The 17,448-nt window shown below is 46.4% G+C and carries 22 protein-coding genes; 18 read left to right on the forward strand and 4 right to left on the reverse strand.

What is annotated here, in order from left to right; all coding sequences use genetic code 11:
* The first annotated feature begins 47 nt into the window (after nt 1-47).
* The 8 genes from NYE36_RS03655 (at nt 48) to NYE36_RS03690 (ending at nt 4,186) form a co-directional block, all read left to right on the forward strand.
* The gene (locus NYE36_RS03655) at nt 48-767 is read left to right on the forward strand and encodes a YebC/PmpR family DNA-binding transcriptional regulator (protein ID WP_003155709.1); all 720 of its coding nucleotides are present in this window, start codon (nt 48-50) and stop codon (nt 765-767) included.
* Between the two features lie 181 nt (nt 768-948).
* A complete protein-coding gene (locus tag NYE36_RS03660; RefSeq protein ID WP_094032611.1) occupies nt 949-1,227 on the forward strand; it encodes a spore coat protein in 279 nt (92 codons plus the stop codon).
* Nucleotides 1,228-1,373: 146 nt separating this feature from the next.
* Nucleotides 1,374-1,622, forward strand: coding sequence for a spore coat-associated protein CotJA (gene cotJA, locus NYE36_RS03665; RefSeq protein ID WP_003155704.1), 249 nt, complete (start codon nt 1,374-1,376; stop codon nt 1,620-1,622).
* Entirely contained in the window at nt 1,606-1,869 is a 264-nt protein-coding gene (cotJB, locus tag NYE36_RS03670; RefSeq protein ID WP_007408934.1) for a spore coat protein CotJB, read from the forward strand. Before cotJA ends, cotJB begins: the two co-directional genes overlap by 17 nt.
* A 14-nt stretch (nt 1,870-1,883) precedes the next feature.
* Nucleotides 1,884-2,453 (forward strand): spore coat protein CotJC, encoded by a 570-nt coding sequence (gene cotJC, locus NYE36_RS03675; protein ID WP_003155700.1) that lies wholly within the window; start codon nt 1,884-1,886, stop codon nt 2,451-2,453.
* A gap of 88 nt (nt 2,454-2,541) precedes the next feature.
* On the forward strand, nt 2,542-3,075 hold the full coding sequence (locus NYE36_RS03680) for a GNAT family N-acetyltransferase (protein ID WP_007408935.1): 534 nt from the start codon (nt 2,542-2,544) through the stop codon (nt 3,073-3,075).
* 44 nt (nt 3,076-3,119) lie between these two features.
* Complete coding sequence (locus NYE36_RS03685) at nt 3,120-3,383, forward strand: YesK-like family protein (RefSeq protein ID WP_047935423.1); 264 nt, start codon at nt 3,120-3,122, stop codon at nt 3,381-3,383.
* A 113-nt stretch (nt 3,384-3,496) separates the two neighbouring features.
* Nucleotides 3,497-4,186: a DUF421 domain-containing protein gene (locus NYE36_RS03690; protein ID WP_015416992.1), complete on the forward strand. Its 690-nt coding sequence runs from the start codon at nt 3,497-3,499 to the stop codon at nt 4,184-4,186.
* 32 nt (nt 4,187-4,218) lie between these two features.
* Here the strand turns inward: NYE36_RS03690 and hmoA are convergent, their stop codons facing one another.
* Nucleotides 4,219-4,545 (reverse strand): heme-degrading oxygenase HmoA, encoded by a 327-nt coding sequence (gene hmoA / locus NYE36_RS03695; RefSeq protein WP_003155696.1) that lies wholly within the window; start codon nt 4,543-4,545, stop codon nt 4,219-4,221.
* Nucleotides 4,546-4,629: 84 nt separating this feature from the next.
* Nucleotides 4,630-4,992 carry a VOC family protein gene (locus NYE36_RS03700; protein ID WP_094032612.1) on the reverse strand — a complete coding sequence of 121 codons (363 nt, stop codon included), beginning with the start codon at nt 4,990-4,992 and terminating at the stop codon, nt 4,630-4,632.
* A gap of 160 nt (nt 4,993-5,152) precedes the next feature.
* Here NYE36_RS03700 and NYE36_RS03705 point away from each other — a divergent pair, with 160 nt between their 5' ends.
* The 4 genes from NYE36_RS03705 to NYE36_RS03720 all read left to right on the forward strand — a co-directional run bounded on the left by NYE36_RS03705 (nt 5,153) and on the right by NYE36_RS03720 (nt 7,576).
* Nucleotides 5,153-6,019 (forward strand): STAS domain-containing protein, encoded by an 867-nt coding sequence (locus NYE36_RS03705; protein ID WP_015416994.1) that lies wholly within the window; start codon nt 5,153-5,155, stop codon nt 6,017-6,019.
* A 315-nt stretch (nt 6,020-6,334) separates the two neighbouring features.
* Nucleotides 6,335-6,508: a YezD family protein gene (locus NYE36_RS03710; RefSeq protein ID WP_003155693.1), complete on the forward strand. Its 174-nt coding sequence runs from the start codon at nt 6,335-6,337 to the stop codon at nt 6,506-6,508.
* 29 nt (nt 6,509-6,537) lie between these two features.
* The gene (locus tag NYE36_RS03715; protein ID WP_007408940.1) at nt 6,538-6,840 is read left to right on the forward strand and encodes a hypothetical protein; all 303 of its coding nucleotides are present in this window, start codon (nt 6,538-6,540) and stop codon (nt 6,838-6,840) included.
* Nucleotides 6,841-6,931: 91 nt separating this feature from the next.
* Complete coding sequence (locus NYE36_RS03720; protein ID WP_012117028.1) at nt 6,932-7,576, forward strand: Bax inhibitor-1/YccA family protein; 645 nt, start codon at nt 6,932-6,934, stop codon at nt 7,574-7,576.
* Nucleotides 7,577-7,614: 38 nt separating this feature from the next.
* Here NYE36_RS03720 and NYE36_RS03725 read toward each other — a convergent pair whose 3' ends face one another.
* Nucleotides 7,615-8,127, reverse strand: coding sequence for a MarR family transcriptional regulator (locus NYE36_RS03725; RefSeq protein ID WP_265451268.1), 513 nt, complete (start codon nt 8,125-8,127; stop codon nt 7,615-7,617).
* 150 nt (nt 8,128-8,277) lie between these two features.
* Here NYE36_RS03725 and NYE36_RS03730 point away from each other — a divergent pair, with 150 nt between their 5' ends.
* Nucleotides 8,278-9,399, forward strand: coding sequence for an FAD-dependent oxidoreductase (locus NYE36_RS03730; RefSeq protein WP_265451275.1), 1,122 nt, complete (start codon nt 8,278-8,280; stop codon nt 9,397-9,399).
* A 36-nt stretch (nt 9,400-9,435) separates the two neighbouring features.
* Here the strand turns inward: NYE36_RS03730 and NYE36_RS03735 are convergent, their stop codons facing one another.
* The gene (locus tag NYE36_RS03735) at nt 9,436-10,506 is read right to left on the reverse strand and encodes a DUF3900 domain-containing protein (protein ID WP_265451267.1); all 1,071 of its coding nucleotides are present in this window, start codon (nt 10,504-10,506) and stop codon (nt 9,436-9,438) included.
* A gap of 164 nt (nt 10,507-10,670) precedes the next feature.
* Here NYE36_RS03735 and NYE36_RS03740 point away from each other — a divergent pair, with 164 nt between their 5' ends.
* The 5 genes from NYE36_RS03740 to NYE36_RS03760 all read left to right on the forward strand — a co-directional run bounded on the left by NYE36_RS03740 (nt 10,671) and on the right by NYE36_RS03760 (nt 16,689).
* Entirely contained in the window at nt 10,671-13,853 is a 3,183-nt protein-coding gene (locus NYE36_RS03740; protein WP_265451266.1) for a bifunctional cytochrome P450/NADPH--P450 reductase, read from the forward strand.
* Nucleotides 13,854-14,145: 292 nt separating this feature from the next.
* Nucleotides 14,146-14,739: a hypothetical protein gene (locus NYE36_RS03745; protein ID WP_015416999.1), complete on the forward strand. Its 594-nt coding sequence runs from the start codon at nt 14,146-14,148 to the stop codon at nt 14,737-14,739.
* Nucleotides 14,732-15,043 (forward strand): transcriptional regulator, encoded by a 312-nt coding sequence (locus NYE36_RS03750; protein ID WP_007609957.1) that lies wholly within the window; start codon nt 14,732-14,734, stop codon nt 15,041-15,043. Before NYE36_RS03745 ends, NYE36_RS03750 begins: the two co-directional genes overlap by 8 nt.
* On the forward strand, nt 15,044-15,934 hold the full coding sequence (locus NYE36_RS03755) for an ABC transporter ATP-binding protein (protein WP_015417000.1): 891 nt from the start codon (nt 15,044-15,046) through the stop codon (nt 15,932-15,934). It begins immediately after the preceding gene.
* 14 nt (nt 15,935-15,948) lie between these two features.
* A complete protein-coding gene (locus NYE36_RS03760; protein ID WP_007609959.1) occupies nt 15,949-16,689 on the forward strand; it encodes an ABC transporter permease in 741 nt (246 codons plus the stop codon).
* The last annotated feature ends 759 nt before the right edge of the window (nt 16,690-17,448 follow it).

The raw sequence follows: 17,448 nt of genomic DNA on the forward strand, positions 1-17,448 counted from the left end.
AGAGTATTTATCATACAGATTCAATTCGTGAAAGAGAGTGGAACAAAATGGGCCGTAAGTGGAACAATATTAAAGAAAAGAAAGCATCGAAGGACGCAAATACGAGCCGGATTTACGCGAAGTTCGGCCGTGAGATTTATGTGGCGGCAAAACAAGGCGAGCCAGATCCGGAATCGAACCAGGCGTTAAAAGTGGTGCTTGAGCGCGCGAAGACGTACAGTGTGCCGAAAAATATTATTGAGCGTGCGATTGAAAAGGCGAAAGGCGGCGCGGAGGAGAACTTTGACGAGCTGCGTTACGAAGGTTTCGGGCCGAACGGTTCAATGATCATCGTTGATGCGTTAACGAATAATGTAAACCGCACGGCGCCTGAAGTGCGCGCCGCATTCGGGAAAAACGGCGGAAATATGGGTGTGAGCGGGTCTGTCGCTTACATGTTCGATGCGACTGCCGTTATCGGCGTTGAAGGCAAGACGGCGGATGAAGCGCTGGAATTGCTGATGGAAGCTGATGTGGACGTGCGCGATATTTTAGAAGAGGATGACAGTGTGATCGTGTATGCCGAGCCTGACCAATTCCATGCCGTGCAGGAGGCATTCAAAAATGCCGGCGTTGAAGAGTTCACGGTTGCGGAGCTGACGATGCTTGCGCAAAATGAAGTCGAGCTTCCGGAAGATGCGAAAGCTCAATTTGAAAAGCTGATCGATGTGCTGGAAGACCTCGAAGACGTACAGCAGGTTTATCACAATGTAGATTTAGGCGAATAAAGACAAAAAGGCCGGGGCGGCATAAGTTCCGGCCTTTTTATTTTGCTTAAGCGGTCGGCCTGTATCGTATTTTTCTCCGTAAGCAATTATTGATTATTTCGCCAAAACTGGGCGGATGCCCATACGTTTCCTTCCGGATGTCATAAACTGGACTGTAACCTATGTGAAGGAGCGATAAATCATGAATGAAAGAAGACCGATTTACGGCGGCGGCTATGGCGGCGGCTATGGCGGCTACGGAGGCTACCCGGGGTACGGTTTTGGCGGCTACGGCGGCTTCGGAGGATATCCGGGATACGGTTTCGGCGGAGGCTACGGCTACCCGGGATACGGTTTTGGCGGTTACGGCGGCTACGGCGGCTTCGGGGGATATCCGGGATACGGTTTTGGCGGCTATGGCGGAGGCTACGGCGGCTATCCGTTCCATCATCATCATCATCGGGAAAGCCAATATATCTGACCATTCGGGAAAAAGCACTCTTGGAACAGCAAGAGTGTTTTTTTGTGACCGTTTCTAAGCGCTGGCTTTTTTATTATCTTACAGGGCATAAATGCCGATACGGATTCATACCTATTAAGGTCATGGTTTAGGAAAGGAGGATCGTAATGAAAGAAAATCAGCCGTTTACACCGGTCAAATCCTATAAACCCTTCCACAGCCGGTTTGATCCCTGCCCGCCGATCGGGAGAAAATACTACAGAACGCCGCCGCATCTTTATATGCGGTTTCAGCCGTATCACTTGGAGCAGTTTTCTCCGATGGAGGCATTGAGAAAAGGGACCCTTTGGAAGGATCTTTACGATTTCTATGATAATCCTTATCGGGGGGGAATCGAATATGGCGAAAAAGATTGATGATGAATATTATCGGCTGCTGGAGCAAATTCAGGCGGCGGACTTTGTCTTGGTGGAGCTGACGCTTTATCTGGATACGCATCCCCATGACCGTCTCGCGCTTCAGCAGTTTCATGAATATTCCCGGTACTCAAGACAGCTTAGAAAGCGGTTTGAACCTGAGTACGGACCGCTTCTGCAATTCGGCGTGAGTCAGGTCGGCGCTCAATGGGACTGGGGCCGCGGTCCTTGGCCATGGCAAGTATAAGGAGGGATCTGTAAATGTGGGTATATGAAAAAAAGCTGCAGTATCCGGTTAAAGTCAGTACATGCAACCCGATGCTGGCTAAGTTTCTCATTGAACAATACGGCGGGGCGGACGGCGAATTGGCCGCAGCGCTCCGGTACTTAAACCAGCGCTACACGATTCCTGACAAGGTGATCGGCCTGCTGACGGATATCGGCACGGAGGAGTTTGCGCATTTAGAAATGATTGCGACGATGATTTATAAGCTGACAAAAGATGCGACCCCGGAGCAGCTGCGTGATGCAGGGCTCAGCGATCATTACGTCAACCATGACAGCGCGCTGTTTTATCACAATGCGGCCGGAGTTCCGTTCACAGCGTCTTACATACAGGCGAAGGGAGATCCGATCGCTGATTTATATGAAGATATTGCGGCTGAAGAAAAGGCGAGAGCGACGTATCAATGGATTATTGATATTTCCGATGATCCTGACCTGAATGATTCACTCCGTTTTCTGCGTGAGCGTGAAATCGTCCACTCTATGCGTTTCAGGGAAGCGGTTGAGATTTTAAAAGAAGAACGTGATAAGAAGAAAATTTTTTAAACGGCCCTCAAACATGACGGCTGTTTTTTTCCTTTCTGCGTTTGGTCTATAATGAAGGTGTCGAATATTCTGATTACAGGAGGCTTTTATGACACCATTTACGATCACGGAGGAGAAGGCGGGGGCATTCCGGGTCACCTCCGCCCGGAAAGATGATGCAAAAGAGGTCATGGATCTGCTCGTGCAAGCGGCAGAATGGCTTCGAGATAAAGGGTCGAACCAGTGGAGCGGCCTTCTGCAAGGGGAAGATACCCACAATATGCGGGAGGCGATCGCCCAAGGGTATGTTTTTTTATTCAGGCAGAATGAAGAGCTGGCCGGCGTCGTCATGCTGCTTCCCGAAGCAAGCGGGTGGGACAGACGTCTTTGGGGCGATGAGGGACATGAGGAGTCCGTATATCTCCACCGGCTGGCGATTAACAGGCGGTTTGCAGGGGCGGGGCTCGGCCGGACAATCATGACTTGGGCAGAGACGGGTGTGTCTTGTCCGGGAAAAACGAAAATCCGGCTCGATTGCGTGTCCGAAAACAAGGCGCTTCAGTCGTTTTACAGCGGAATGGGGTACGAATCAAAAGGACCCGCGCCGGGTTATCATTTGTTTGAAAAAAAGGTGAGCAAATAAAAAGCTACTCATGACGGAGGTGCAAAAGACATGGGTTTTTTTTTCTGATCTGTCTGGCCGCATTTTGTCTTAACTTTGCCGTATCGGCTGTGCTCCGCAAGAAATGGCCGAAAAAGATGTGGCCTGAGTGCCTTTTGGCGGTGCTGGGCCTGACTGCTTTCGGTACGGTTGTTTACAGCATTTTCGGTGTCGGCGGCTGGGAAGGAATGGGCTTGGGGCTTGCCGCGATGTTTGCGGGTTCCGGAGCGGCCGCCGGTTATGCCGCTGAGGTGTGCTTACGGGTCGTCAGATCGAATCAAAAACAGTAAGCAGAAGTGAAAAAACGCGGCCGCGGCTGCGTTTTTTTGTGTGTTGCCGGCCGCTGTATAGAAAACAGGCGAATGTCCATAATGGTAATGACTTTTAAGAAGAAGGTGCGAATATGGGACATTTACTTACAGTGGCTTGGGAGTTAGTATGCGGTTTGGGTATTTTATTTGTAATTTTAAAATTGCTTGGAAAAACTCAATTCTCGCAAATTACGCCGTTTGATTTTATTTCCGCGCTCATCCTCGGCGAACTGGTCGGAAATGCGGTGTATGATAAAGGCGTTAGGATTTTTGAAATCATTTTTGCCTCTCTGTTATGGGGGGGTTTAATTTATCTCATCGAACTGATTACGCAGAAAGTAAAAAGCTCCAGAAAGCTGTTGGAAGGCGAGCCGAGTATTATCATCCATAAAGGAAAACTGAAATATGGTGTGCTGAAAAAGAATAAGCTGGACATTAATCAATTGCAAAGCCTTCTCAGACAGGCGAATTGCTTTTCCATACAGGAAGCGGAGTACGCGATTTTAGAAACAAACGGGATGGTCAGCGTCCTGCCGAAATTTCAATATGACACGACGAAAAACGGCGACATGCAAATAAAGCCGAAGCAGGTCTCTTTGCCGGTCACGCTGATTATTGACGGCGAAGTGCTGTATGAAAATCTGAAAGAAGCCGGGCTGGAAGAAAAGCAGCTGAATCAGGAGCTGAAAAAGCTGAACATCAAAAAAACGGAGGACGTGCTGTATGCGGAATGGAAGCCCGATAAACCGCTGTTTGTCCTGCCGTATGAGGAGAAAAAATAAAAAGAGCATTGCCCTGGGGCAAATGCTCTTTATTATTTTTCGTGTACGCCTGTTTTAACGGCTCTGACATGATACATACCGACATCCGTCCCAAGCATATAATCAGGTTTCGGCTTGCCTTGGTTTGCTTTGTGGGCCGCGATGTGGTCTTCGCTTTTTTCCCATTGTTTCCAATGGTCTTCTGACTCCCAGCGGATTAACACGACGACTTCTTCATCACCGCGGCGGACTTTTTTTTCCAGGACCGTTACGTCTATCAAACCTTCCTGCTTTTCAATCACGCCTTCTGAACTGAAGCGTTCGATTACTTTGTCGGCATGTCCTTCTTTTACGGTCATTTTTCTGATTTGCACGAACATCTGGCAACTCTCCAATCCTTTTCACGCTTTATCCAACATTTTAAATGAAAATGATTCTCAAAGTCAATTAAGATGCCTGACGGATTACGATTTCAGGAGAAAGACATGACCATCCTCATCTTTAAATTGCACGAAGCTGCCCCATTCCATTTGTTTCGGTTCATCTAAAAAGGTGATGCCGTTCTTTTTCATCTGTTCGTATGCGGCAAAGACATCTTCACACTCAAATACGATAGAAGCCTTCATATGCTCGGCCCCTTTCATCATTGATTTCGGATAAATCACCAAATGAGTGGCGGCCCCTTTGGGCGCTACCTCAAGCCAGAAGGCGCCCGGGCCCATCGGATGCTCGGCGAGGGTTTCAAACCCCGCTTTTTCCGTCCAGAATGTTTTCGCTTTTTGCTGATCATCAGTGTATACGGCGACTGTTGCGATTTTTTTGATCATCATACTGACCTCCTGTTTCATTTCTTTTATAGTGTATCCTCCTGCCGAAAAAAGCAATCAACAGCTTTAATGTGCAGGTTTTTTTAATTTCTCTAGTGCGATCGGCGATTCCGATTTATAATTTAGACAAAAGTACATATTCTTGAAAGAGGAGACGGCAGTGAACAAAGACCAATTACTTCATGATTATATTATTACACATTCGGCAGAGCTGACGGAAAAATGGCTCAAGCTGAGACGGAAGCTGAGAGGGCGTTTTTATTCTGCGGATCAATTAAGTGAGGAAATGAAACGGCTGCTGATCGAGCAGCATACCTTTACAAACACGGTCATCGCAAGCGCTTTTTTGGAGGATCCGGCCGTTTTTCAGCATAACAAAGAAAAATGGGCCGCACAGGTAGCGAAAAGCAGAGTGGAGCAAGACGCGGAGGTTCATGAGGTCGTTGAGGCGATCGGCAATTCAAGAACCGTCTTTTGGGAGGCGGTCACCCGTTTTATGGATGAGCATCAGGACATCGTAACAAACGAGGATGCCCGCCGCTGGAATCACCTTGTCAACGGCTCGTTTGATCAGCTGATGACGGATTTTACTGAACAGTTTCAGAAATTAATGATCGCGAGGCTGTCATCTCAGCAGGAGCTTATTTCCGAATTGAGCTGTCCCGTTATTTTAATCGCGGATACGATCGGCACTCTGCCGCTCATCGGCGCGATTGATACGAGACGGGCACGCGTGATTTTGGAGTCGGTGCCGGAAAACTGTGTCGCCAAACGGATCACAAACCTTGTGATTGATCTGTCCGGTGTGCCCATTGTCGATACGATGGTGGCGCAGCAATTGTATATGCTGTCGAAAACGTTATTTCTCCTCGGCATCAGAACCGTGTTTTCCGGCATTCGGCCTGATGTGGCACAGACTTCTATCCAATTGGGGCTTGATTTTTCAGAGTATCAAACTTACGGCTCCCTGGAGCAGGCGCTCGCCAGCATGGGTGTCACATGTGTGATCGAGGAAGCAAAAGCATAGAAAAAAGGGTGCTCCGTCCAGAGGCGGGGCGCTTTTTTTGTCAGCGGAAAACAATGTAAATATGTCGGAACGTGAAGATTGCGTTCTTAAAAACAGCTATATGACGCCTTGGGAGTCGATTTCGGGATGACACGGTTTATATCAAAGCGAAGGAAGTGAAAGTTTTCGCAAAGAAAACATATCCAAAAATTGTGTAAATGTTATTGATTTCTGAATGAAAACATAATAGTATAATTATATATTTCTTATCAGAATAGTATGAATTAAAACACTCATTGTCAAAAGACGAACGGCCAGACATAAAGGGGGAGCATGATGACGTCCAAAGGAAACGTAGATCCGCATGTGATCGAAAAGATTATCAGCGCGCTGGAAACGCTCGATTTCGGGACAGTTCAGATTACGGTTCATAATTCCCAAGTGACACAAATTGATAAGGTGGAGAAATATCGATTTTCCCTGAAGAGCAAAGAAGTAAAACAATCTTAAAAAACAGCCAATGACAGGAGGCGGTACATATGAAGCATTCAACTGTTCCTTTCCGGGAGAGCCGGTATCTGCACCTGCCCGAAGTGCGCTTTCTGCATTGGTGCACGAAGCAATACGGCATTAACAAAGGCGTGCTCAATACAATTGACGGCTGGTTTTATGATGCGGGCGTCATTCCGATTCCCGTCAGGCGTCTTTATGTGCTGGCATTTCTCGATTTCGCGAAAACGCCGGGGCAGAAGGGGAATATCCGATTCGGGCACGGCGGATTGACGAAAAAACTGCATGATTTCATGGATATGCAGGAGTGCGCAGCAAAACGTCAGGCCTGACATCCTTAAAATCTTCTTAAAATCATGCAAATTTCTCCCATTTTATTTATAATAGACCTATCAAGATCATTTTTTTGGGAGGACTTTTGACATGCAAACTGCTGCTTATGAGAGCAAACAATCTATTATGCAGCGCATTATAACGGTATTTGTGTTTACACTGTTAGTTGCGACAATCGGCCTGTATACGGGTCAGTTCATTCCGCCGGCATTGATGCTGCCGCTGTCGATCTTAGAGGTTGTCATGATCATCGCCGCGTTTTGGCTGCGCCGAAAAAAAGCCGTCGGATATGTGTTTGTCTTTTCATTCGCTTTCATTTCCGGAATGACGCTGTTTCCGATTATCAGCCATTATGCGTCCGCAGCGGGGGCCTATGTCGTATTGGAGGCATTCGGTTCATCGTTTGTGATTTTTGCGGTGCTCGGCACGATCGGCGCTAAGACGAAAAAGGACTTGTCGTTTTTATGGTCCTTCTTGCTTGTCGCTGTTATCGCGCTTCTCGCAGTGGGGATCTTTAATATTTTCAGCCCGCTGAATTCCGCCGCCATGATGGCGTATTCCGTCATCGGAACGATTGTGTTTTCAATGTACATCTTATACGATCTGAACCAGATCAAGCACCGGGACATCACGGCTGACCTGATTCCTTTGATGGCATTGACGCTTTATATCGACTTTATTAACTTGTTTATCAACCTGCTACGGTTTTTCGGAATTTTAAACAGTGATGATTAACCGCGCGAAAAAGGCGCCCTGCTGAGAGGGGCGCCTTTTTATGTTCTGCCGCCGGAAAACAGCAGAAGCTTATCAAATAATACTTCAAGCATTTTTGTCAATTCCGCTTTTTGTTCAGCGGTGAAGCTTTCCATGACTCCTGAAATATTGGAGAAGTGGCCGGGAAGAAACAGCATCAGCTTTTCTTTTCCTTCCCTTGTGAGTTCGATGCTGATTTTTCGTCTGTCGCCGGTATGCCGGCTGCGGTTTACAAAGCCGTCCCGTGCGAGTCCGTCGATCAATCCGGTGATGGTCGCTTTGGTGACATTGGATTTTTTCGCCAGATCTGTCGGACTCAGGCTGTGGCCGGGTGCGTCAAACAGAAACATTAAAATTTTGAATTTCCCTTCGGACAATCCGTGACTTGAGAAATAATGCTCCATGACCTGATTCATTTTTTTAGACATATCAAATAACGTCAAAAATGTTTTCAATGATTCAGCATCCATATCGGCGTAAATCTCAGCGCGTTCGGCAATCTGCGAGTAATCCGGCAAATGTCTCAACTCCATTTTTGTAAGCCTCCGTACCATTTTAGTGATTCAAAGTATAAGCTTGCCGGATTCAAAAGGCAACCTATAAAGATTGACAGTTTTTCAGCCTATATAGTAAGGTGGCTAATAGTTAATGAATAATAAATAAATAGAGAAGGCGGTATCGTGATGAACCATGAAGTGAAAAAGATCATCATAGCGGGCGGAGGGATCGGCGGCCTGTCCGCAGCGATTTCTCTCGGCAGAGCCGGTTTTGAAGTGACCCTTTGCGAGGCGGCGTCCGGCATGCGAAAAAGCGGAGCGGGCATTCTCCAGCCTCAAAATGCGCTGCGGGTGCTGCGGGAAATCGGTGTGTATGATGAATGCTGCCAACACGGCTTTCAAACGGAATGGCTGAAGCAGCATGATGAAAACGGAACGCTGCAGTTTAAAGTGAGTGAGGCGTTTTTAGATGATTCATTGCCGGGGCGGAATAATATATTGCGGCAAACGTTAAACGATATCCTCAAAAAGCATGCTGAAGCGGCGGGGGTCAAGATTCTGCCCGGTAAAAAAGTCGTGTCTTACGAAGAAACGGCAGATGAAATAACGGTGCATTGTGCAGACGGAACCATGATGACGGCTGACATTCTCGCCGGCTTTGACGGCATCCGCTCCGCTGTCCGCAATCAAATGCTGCAAAGAGAAGTGAAAACAGAGTATCTCGGCATGGGAGCGCACAGATTTTACATTTCTTTTCCCGAGCCGGTTTTTCATGATTCGACACTGATGTATAAAAAAGGGCAGACGCAGGTCGGAGTCGTGCCGCTCTCTGAAAAAACAGGATACGTATTTATCATCCGGCCGTATGACGCTGACTTCAGGGATGACGAGGACACGCGTTTTGAACGGGTGAAAGACTTGCTGCGCGGAATTCCGGGAGTAAAGTTTGTGACAGAGAATATGTCAAAGGAATATCCCGTTTTGTTTCATAAGATTGAGCAGATGGCGGTCAAAGAACCGTGGCACAGAGGCCGCGTCGTTCTGGGCGGGGATGCCGTCCATGCAGGAGCGCCGACATTGGCACAGGGAGCGGCGATGGCGATTGAAGACGCGATTGTGCTTAGTGAAGAACTGCGAAAACACGAAAACCATGAAACTGCATGTCAAGTATACTTCGAAAGACGGGCGGAGCGGGCTTTACAGGTGCAGAATCTCTCATCTGAAATCGTCCGCCGCGAGATAAAGGGAACGCCCGGCGTCCAAGACATCATAAGGGAATGCTATCGATTGCTCAAAGAGCCTTATTAAATAAAGCAAGTCCAGAACATGGCGTCTGGACTTTTGTCAGTCTTGTTCAGATTTATTCCGTATCCGTTCAATCACCTCATGCAGCCCCTCAGGCTTGTGAAACTCCACCGGCGAACTGCCTTTTTCAAACGAGATCGTCTCCGCCTCAATGAGCGCGACATAGCGCCCGTTCACTTTTGCGAGATGGATGGATTCGCCGAAATCAGCCAGTAATCCTTTAATCTCTGTTTCTCCTACTTTCATTTTCAGCTCGGCTTCCGGCGTGTGTTCAATGATCTGCGCGGATGCCTCGATGACTTGATGGGTGTCGAGGCGCTCCTGAATTTCCCGCTTTTCACTCGCTTCCCAAATTTCAATGTCGTGCTCAAACTGCTGAAGCTCTTCGCTGTTTTCTTCAAGAGTTTCATACACGTGCTCCTGCACCATGTTCATGACTTGGTTTTTCATGATTTCCGGCATCGATTCGCCGTATTCGACAAATTTGAGAAAATCTTCGAAATAACGGGCGTGCGAGGCCTGGTGGATTTTCAGCTCATGCTCTTCCGTCATGCCTTCTTCCGGCATATACGGATATTGAATGCTTTTCATGTTTTTTGTCGTGATGGCCATTTCGACCTTTTTAATGAGAGACGAGGCGTCTGAGATGCGGGCGACCTTCGGCTCGAAATCGCATTTCATCATAAAGACGAATTTGTCTTCAAAATACTTGCGCGGAACGGCCGATGCCACGATAAAAACACCGCCGCGCACGGCGCTCGTGTCAAGGTAAGTGCGGACGAACTGCTCGCTTGCTTCGATAAATGCTTCCTTCGTATCCGCAAGTCTGGCGCGGTTGAAAAGGTTGTAATTCGGATTTGAATCAAGCTCATGGCCCGGCTCCATGATAAAATGGCCGATTTTTGTTGGGACCTGCTCGGATTGCGGATGCCGTTCGGCTTTCCGTTTGACGATTTTCTTCAATTCCCCGTCAAGAAAATCCTTCAGCTCGCTTTCTTCAAATTCTTCCGTGTCAAGCGTCTGGAAATGTTTGAACTGTTTGTTTGCCTGTTCGTCTTTTCCTTCCACTTGAATGACATAAAACGATAAAAACTTGATTTCAAAATCCATATGTGAACTCACCTTATTTCTGTATTTAACAAGCCTCTCCAGTATAGAAAAAACCGTTATCGATCGTCAATCCGATGATTGATCCGTGACGGCGGATAATCGGCCGGTGAAAAGGGCAATGTAGTTGGAAGGAACGCATCAATGTGTTAGAAAGGGTGTTATTCATGAAGGAAACAGGTCCGATTCCGCAGCCGAAGACATTCGGCCCGCTCGGCAATCTTCCTTTGCTTGATAAAGACAAGCCTACAATGTCGCTGATCAAACTGGCAAACGAGCAGGGGCCTATTTTTCAGCTGCATACCCCGGCGGGCGCCATTATCGTCGTGTCCGGCCATGAACTGGTGAAAGAGGTTTGTGATGAAGAACGGTTCGATAAAAGCATTGAAGGAGCTTTGGAGAAAGTCCGGGCGTTTTCCGGTGACGGGCTGTTTACAAGCTGGACGCATGAGCCTAACTGGCGAAAGGCGCATCATATTCTGATGCCGACCTTCAGCCAGCGCGCGATGAAAGATTATCATTCGATGATGACTGATATCGCGGTGCAGCTGATTCAAAAATGGGCTAGGCTCAACCCGGATGAGGCCGTTGATGTGCCTGCCGATATGACCCGGCTGACGCTTGATACGATCGGGCTTTGCGGCTTTAACTATCGGTTTAACAGCTATTACAGGGAAACGCCTCATCCGTTTATCAACAGCATGGTGCGCGCCCTTGATGAAGCGATGCACCAAATGCAGCGCCTTGATGTTCAGGATAAGCTTATGATCAGGACGAAGCGCCAATTTCATCATGACATTCAGGCGATGTTTTCGTTAGTAGACAGTATTATCGCAGAGCGCCGGTCAGGCGGCCGGGATGAAAAGGATCTGCTGGCCAGAATGCTGAATGTGGAAGACCCGGAAACGGGCGAAAAACTTGATGATGAAAATATCAGGTTTCAAATCATCACGTTTTTAATTGCCGGCCACGAAACGACCAGCGGCCTGCTTTCCTTTGCCATCTATTTTCTGCTGAAACATCCCCGTGTTTTGGAAAAAGCCTATGAAGAAGCCGATCGGGTATTGACCGATCCCGTTCCTTCATATAAACAAGTACTGGAGCTTAGTTATATCCGAATGATTTTGCAGGAGTCATTGCGCTTATGGCCGACCGCCCCTGCGTTCAGCCTTTATGCGAAAGAGGATACGGTGATCGGCGGGAAATATCCGATCACGCCGAAAGACAGAATTTCCGTCTTAATTCCCCAGCTTCACCGTGATAAAGACGCGTGGGGAGACAATGCGGAGGAATTTTATCCGGAGCGGTTTGAACATCCTGATCAAGTGCCTCACCATGCGTATAAGCCGTTCGGAAACGGTCAGAGGGCGTGTATCGGTATGCAGTTCGCCCTGCATGAAGCAACTCTTGTTCTGGGGATGATTCTGCAGCATTTTACCTTTATCGATCACACCGATTATGAGCTCGATATTAAACAGACACTGACGATCAAGCCCGGCGACTTTCATATCCGGGTGCGGCCGAGAAATAAAGAAGCCGTTGCGGCTGCTCTCCCGGCGGCTGAAAAAGCGGCGGAAGACGTCGAAAAAGAAAAACGGGAAACAAAAGGCGCATCCATTATCGGGCTTGATAACCGACCGCTTCTGATTCTGTACGGCTCAGATACGGGAACCGCAGAAGGCGTGGCGCGGGAGCTTGCCGATACTGCCGGGATGCACGGCGTCCGGACTGAAACGGCGCCTTTAAATGACCGGATCGGAAAACTGCCGAAAGAAGGAGCTCTCTTGATCATTACGTCCTCTTATAACGGAAAGCCTCCGAGCAACGCGGGACAATTCGTTCAATGGCTTGAAGAAGTCAAACCCGGGGAGCTGGAAGGCGTCCGGTATGCCGTCTTCGGCTGCGGTGATCATAACTGGGCGGCGACATATCAGGCTGTACCGAGGCTTATTGATGAGAAGCTTGCCGAAAAAGGGGCGGAACGCTTTTCCTCCCGAGGCGAGGGGGACGTCAGCGGCGATTTTGAAGGAAAGCTTGATGAATGGAAAAAAAGCATGTGGACGGACGCCATGAAGGCATTCGGTCTCAAGCTGAATGAAAATGCCGAAAAAGAGCGAAGTGCGCTGGGCCTTCAATTTGTCAGCGGGCTTGGCGGGTCTCCGTTGGCACAGACGTATGAAGCGGTTTACGCATCCGTTGCGGAAAACAGGGAACTTCAGGCGCCGGAAAGCGGCCGGAGCACAAGGCATATCGAAATCACTCTGCCGAAAGAGGCTGCCTATCATGAAGGGGATCATCTCGGCGTGCTGCCGGTAAACAGCAAAGAGCAGGTCAGCCGTGTTCTCCGCCGGTTCAATCTGAACGGGAATGATCAAGTGCTGCTGACGGCCAGCGGACAGAGCGCGGCTCATCTCCCGCTCGATCGGCCGGTCAGGCTGCATGATCTTCTGAGCAGCTGTGTCGAATTGCAGGAAGCGGCATCAAGGGCTCAAATCCGGGAAATGGCTGCTTATACGGTCTGCCCGCCGCACAAACGGGAATTGGAAGATTTTCTTGAGGAGGGCGTCTATCAGGAGCAAATCTTAACATCGCGCGTCTCGATGCTCGATCTCCTTGAAAAATATGAAGCGTGTGAACTTCCGTTTGAGCGATTTCTGGAGCTTTTGCGCCCGTTGAAGCCGCGGTATTATTCGATTTCAAGTTCGCCCCGGAAACATCCCGGGCAGGCTTCAATTACCGTCGGCGTCGTTCGCGGCCCCGCCCGGAGCGGTTTGGGGGAGTATCGCGGTGTCGCTTCGAATTATTTAGCGGACCGCGGCCCTGAAGATGGAATCGTGATGTTTGTCCGCACTCCGGAAACACGATTCCGGCTGCCGGAAGATCCGGAAAAACCGATTATTATGGTCGGTCCCGGCACAGGAGTCGCCCCGTTCCGCGGATTTCTGCAGGCCCGGGCGGCGTTAAAAAAAGAAGGAAAAGAGCTGGGGGAGGCTCATCTGTATTTCGGATGCAGAAACGATCATGATTTTATTTACCGTGACGAGCTTGAAGCTTATGAAAAAGACGGAATCGTGACGCTTCATACGGCTTTCTCCCGCAAAGAAGGCGTACCGAAAACGTATGTGCAGCACTTAATGGCGAAAGACGCCGGCGCTTTAATTTCCATCCTCGGCCGGGGAGGGCACCTCTACGTATGCGGTGACGGCAGCAAAATGGCGCCCGATGTAGAGGCAACGCTGCAAAAAGCGTATCAGTCGGTCCGCGAAACAGACGAACGGCAAGCGCAAGAATGGCTTTTGAACCTCCAGACAAAAGGCATTTACGCAAAAGATGTTTGGGCGGGGATTTGACCGATTTGATGAAAAGGACTGGATGACTCCAGTCCTTTTTCCTTCAAGAAAATGAATTGCTTTCCAATCGATATACATTCAGTTTGTCAGCAATCTGAAGGCTTTGTTGTGAGATCTTATAACAAGATAAGGATGTCTCACAGTGGTGGAAGGATATCAGCGCCAAGAGTCCCATCTGCTGTTTCCGAGACTAAATAGTTGCGTCTATTTTGGATAAAACCTCTTTACAAATATATGGAATTAGAATATACTCTGTTTCACAAAGTACTTTGTAAAAAGAGGAGCCTGTCTTATGTCAAATCAGAATTTTCGAGAATCAGAGATAGCTGAAAACTTATCTCATATCAAGGTCTTGACGAACTACAAGACTGAGTACTCAAGGCAAACCAGTCCATATTTCATTATTTGGGGCTGTATATGGATTATTGCGTACTCCGTTTCTTTATGTAAGGTACCTTCTGTAGTCCTTGCTTGTGTCTGGTTAATACTGGCAGTATTAGGGTGGATACTGACTTTGAAGACATATCTTAAGCAGAAACAATTTGATCCCATGCCCACTTTCTTAAAGAATCAATTAAAATATGCATGGATTGGATTCATATTAATGGTATGCATTTTTGTTTTCCTGATTTTAATGGGATTATTGCCGCGAACAGGAGAATTTCTATCGTTTTTGATTGTGTTAATGGTGTCTATTATGTACATATTCTTAGGCATCGTGTTAACAAAAGAGATTTTTATTATGGGATTTTGGCTGAGCATACTCGGTATGCTTACATTCTGTTTATTTCCTGAGGCAATGAATATTGTTTTTGCATTTATTGGCGGAGGCAGCCTATTACTTACAGGAATGATTTTGAAAAGAAAAGGGCAAGGAAATGAGTAATGTTAACAATATCAATGATTTAATACATGCCAAAGTACGGTTGGGAATTATGAGTTTACTGATGACTTATGATCAATGTGATTTTACTTTCCTGAAAAAGTCATTAGACATCACAGATGGGAATTTAGGTTCGCATCTGAAAAAGTTAGAAGATGCAGCTTATATAGAACTAACCAAGAAGTTCGTATCCAAAAAGCCGAAGACTATTGTTCAGATTACGAAAGAAGGGAAAGCAGCCTACAAGGAGTACATTAATACAATTGAATCCATATTTAAAATAAATAACAGTGGGGGAATGGTGTAAATGCTGCAAGTTGAACATATAAGTAAGCGCTATGGCACGACTCTGGCTTTGGACAATGTGGCTTTATCAATTCCGAAAGGAGTCTGCTATGGACTTGTTGGACCGAACGGATCCGGCAAATCTACCTTAATTAAGATCATCTCACGCATCATCCGGGAATATGACGGTAAGGTTGAATTTGTCGGTAATGAAAATGGCAGATTGGGTTATGTTCCACAGGATATCAGCCTTGAAGAAAAATTAACCGCAAAGACCAACATGGAATTTTTCGGAAAGGTGCATGGACTGAATGGCTTAAAACTAAAGCAAACAACAAAAAAACTGTTAGAAGATATCGGGTTGTCAGAAAGGACAAACGACGTTGTGGAGAACTTTTCCGGAGGAATGAAGCGCCGTTTAAATATCGGGTGTGCACTAATGCACGATCCAGACTTAATTATTCTAGATGAGCCGACGGTAGGCGTGGATCCGCAATCACGCCGCTACATTTTTAACATCGTAAATCGACTCAAAAAAGCCGGTAAAACCATTATTTATGTGAGCCATTACATGGAAGAGATTGAAACTCTTTGTGACTATGTAGCTTTTATCGACAGAGGGCAGATTATCGATGAAGGAGAAATAAATGAACTGCTTAAACGACATGAAGAATCATCTATTATGTTTAACTCCTCATTGTCTCATGAATTAATAAAGAGCCATGGTTTTGAGTTTTCAGTCGTTAATTCAGGGCTGATAATAAAAACCAAAAAACCTTTAGAAACCATGGAGCGCTTAATTAGCGTCAGTAAGGAAAACAATATTGTGCCTCATCAGTTGTTTTTATATAAGCCAAAATTAGAAGATGTATTCTTTAAACTTACCGGCACTGATTTGCGTGATGAAGAATAAAGGGGGAATTTATCATGTTACCGCTCGCTCAAATTGAAACGCTAAAACAGTTAAAGGATAAGTCTCTGTTTTTTTGGACGATTATATTACCTATTGTGTCCATCATATTGCTGATTGAGCTATTTACGACAGACAGTACAAACAAAACTTTAGTAGCTTCACAATCTGTAACCGGTATGAGCGTATTCTTTTCTACATTCATTATTATCTCCATCGTTATAAGTTTTGTAAAGGATCGGGAAAAAGGAATTGTATCAAGACTGGCAAGTACCCCTTTAAAGCCTTATAACTTCTTCTTAGGAAAAAGTATCCCTTTTTTAGTCATAACTTTTATGCAAATTCTTCTCCTGTCCGTTCTGGGAATATTTCTGTATGATATTGAAATTAATAATTTTCCGGCGTATATGTGGGTTGTTGTGTTGATATCTTTACTAGTTACATCCTGGGGAGTTGCCATTTCAGTCTTTGCAAAGACTGAAAATACCGGTTTGGTCATGACAAATGTGATTGCATTAGGTACCGCTGTTGTATGCGGTTTATGGACCCCTTATGATCAATTACCAAGCTATCTTCAAACTATTGGAATGCTCTTTCCGCAGTACTGGGCGCATCAAGGGTTAATTCAATCGGTCTCGACGATATCGGGAGGAGAAAGTCTAATATGGGTAACCCTTGTTGTACTGAGCTATACAATACTGGGATTTATAGTTTCTCTAATTGGATACCGGCATTACATTAAAATGGCAAGAAACTAGACCGCTGAAGAATGGGTCATTAAAACGCAGCTGGGACTAAAAGGAGAGCGGGAAATGATAAGTGAAAAACTAAAACTGTATGTCGAGGCTCTATTTAAAAAGTACGAAAGAAATTCGTTACTGAGCAGAAAAAAACGGAGCTAATTCCTTTATTGGAGGGTTTGATGAAACCAGTTCACAATTTTTTTCGCTAATGAGAAACAGAAATTTGCAAGACGCGTTAAGGACCAGTGTTGGAGAACAGTTTAAGCAGTCACAAATGCCAGCTCTGCTGCATGGTTGGATTATAAAAAACAAAAGGTAAACGTGAAGAAAGCATTTTTGTATATCTTTAGGGTCTAAGCGATAATTTGACAGGTAAAGGACTGGATGACTCCAGTCCTTTTTTTACATCAGCAAAAAAACCTTCAAGTTTTTCAGCCCCTTTGCATACAATAACTTCAGCCCGCCTGTTGGGCGGCTGTCTTTGATATTCATTTTTCGTTTTTAGAAGTTTGTGTTATTCTTATATTTGGTATCTCCTATTTTCAGACCGGGTCTGATACGGTACCTTTTAATGCCAGAAAAAAATGTGAAACGAAGAACGGATATCCTGCGTCTAATGGCTGGCGGGATAAGATGTTCAATGGGCATGACACGAATGATAAATATATCGTTTTTTTAAATGGTGTGTTTATGGGGCTGTGTGATGCTTTCGTTTTGCTCGGAAAGCAGGAATTGAAGCAAAAAGTAAGAATACAGATTTAAAGTGTTTAGGAA

It is taken from the genome of Bacillus sp. FSL R5-0593 (genome assembly GCF_038603755.1).
In the GTDB taxonomy this organism is placed as follows: domain Bacteria; phylum Bacillota; class Bacilli; order Bacillales; family Bacillaceae; genus Bacillus; species Bacillus velezensis.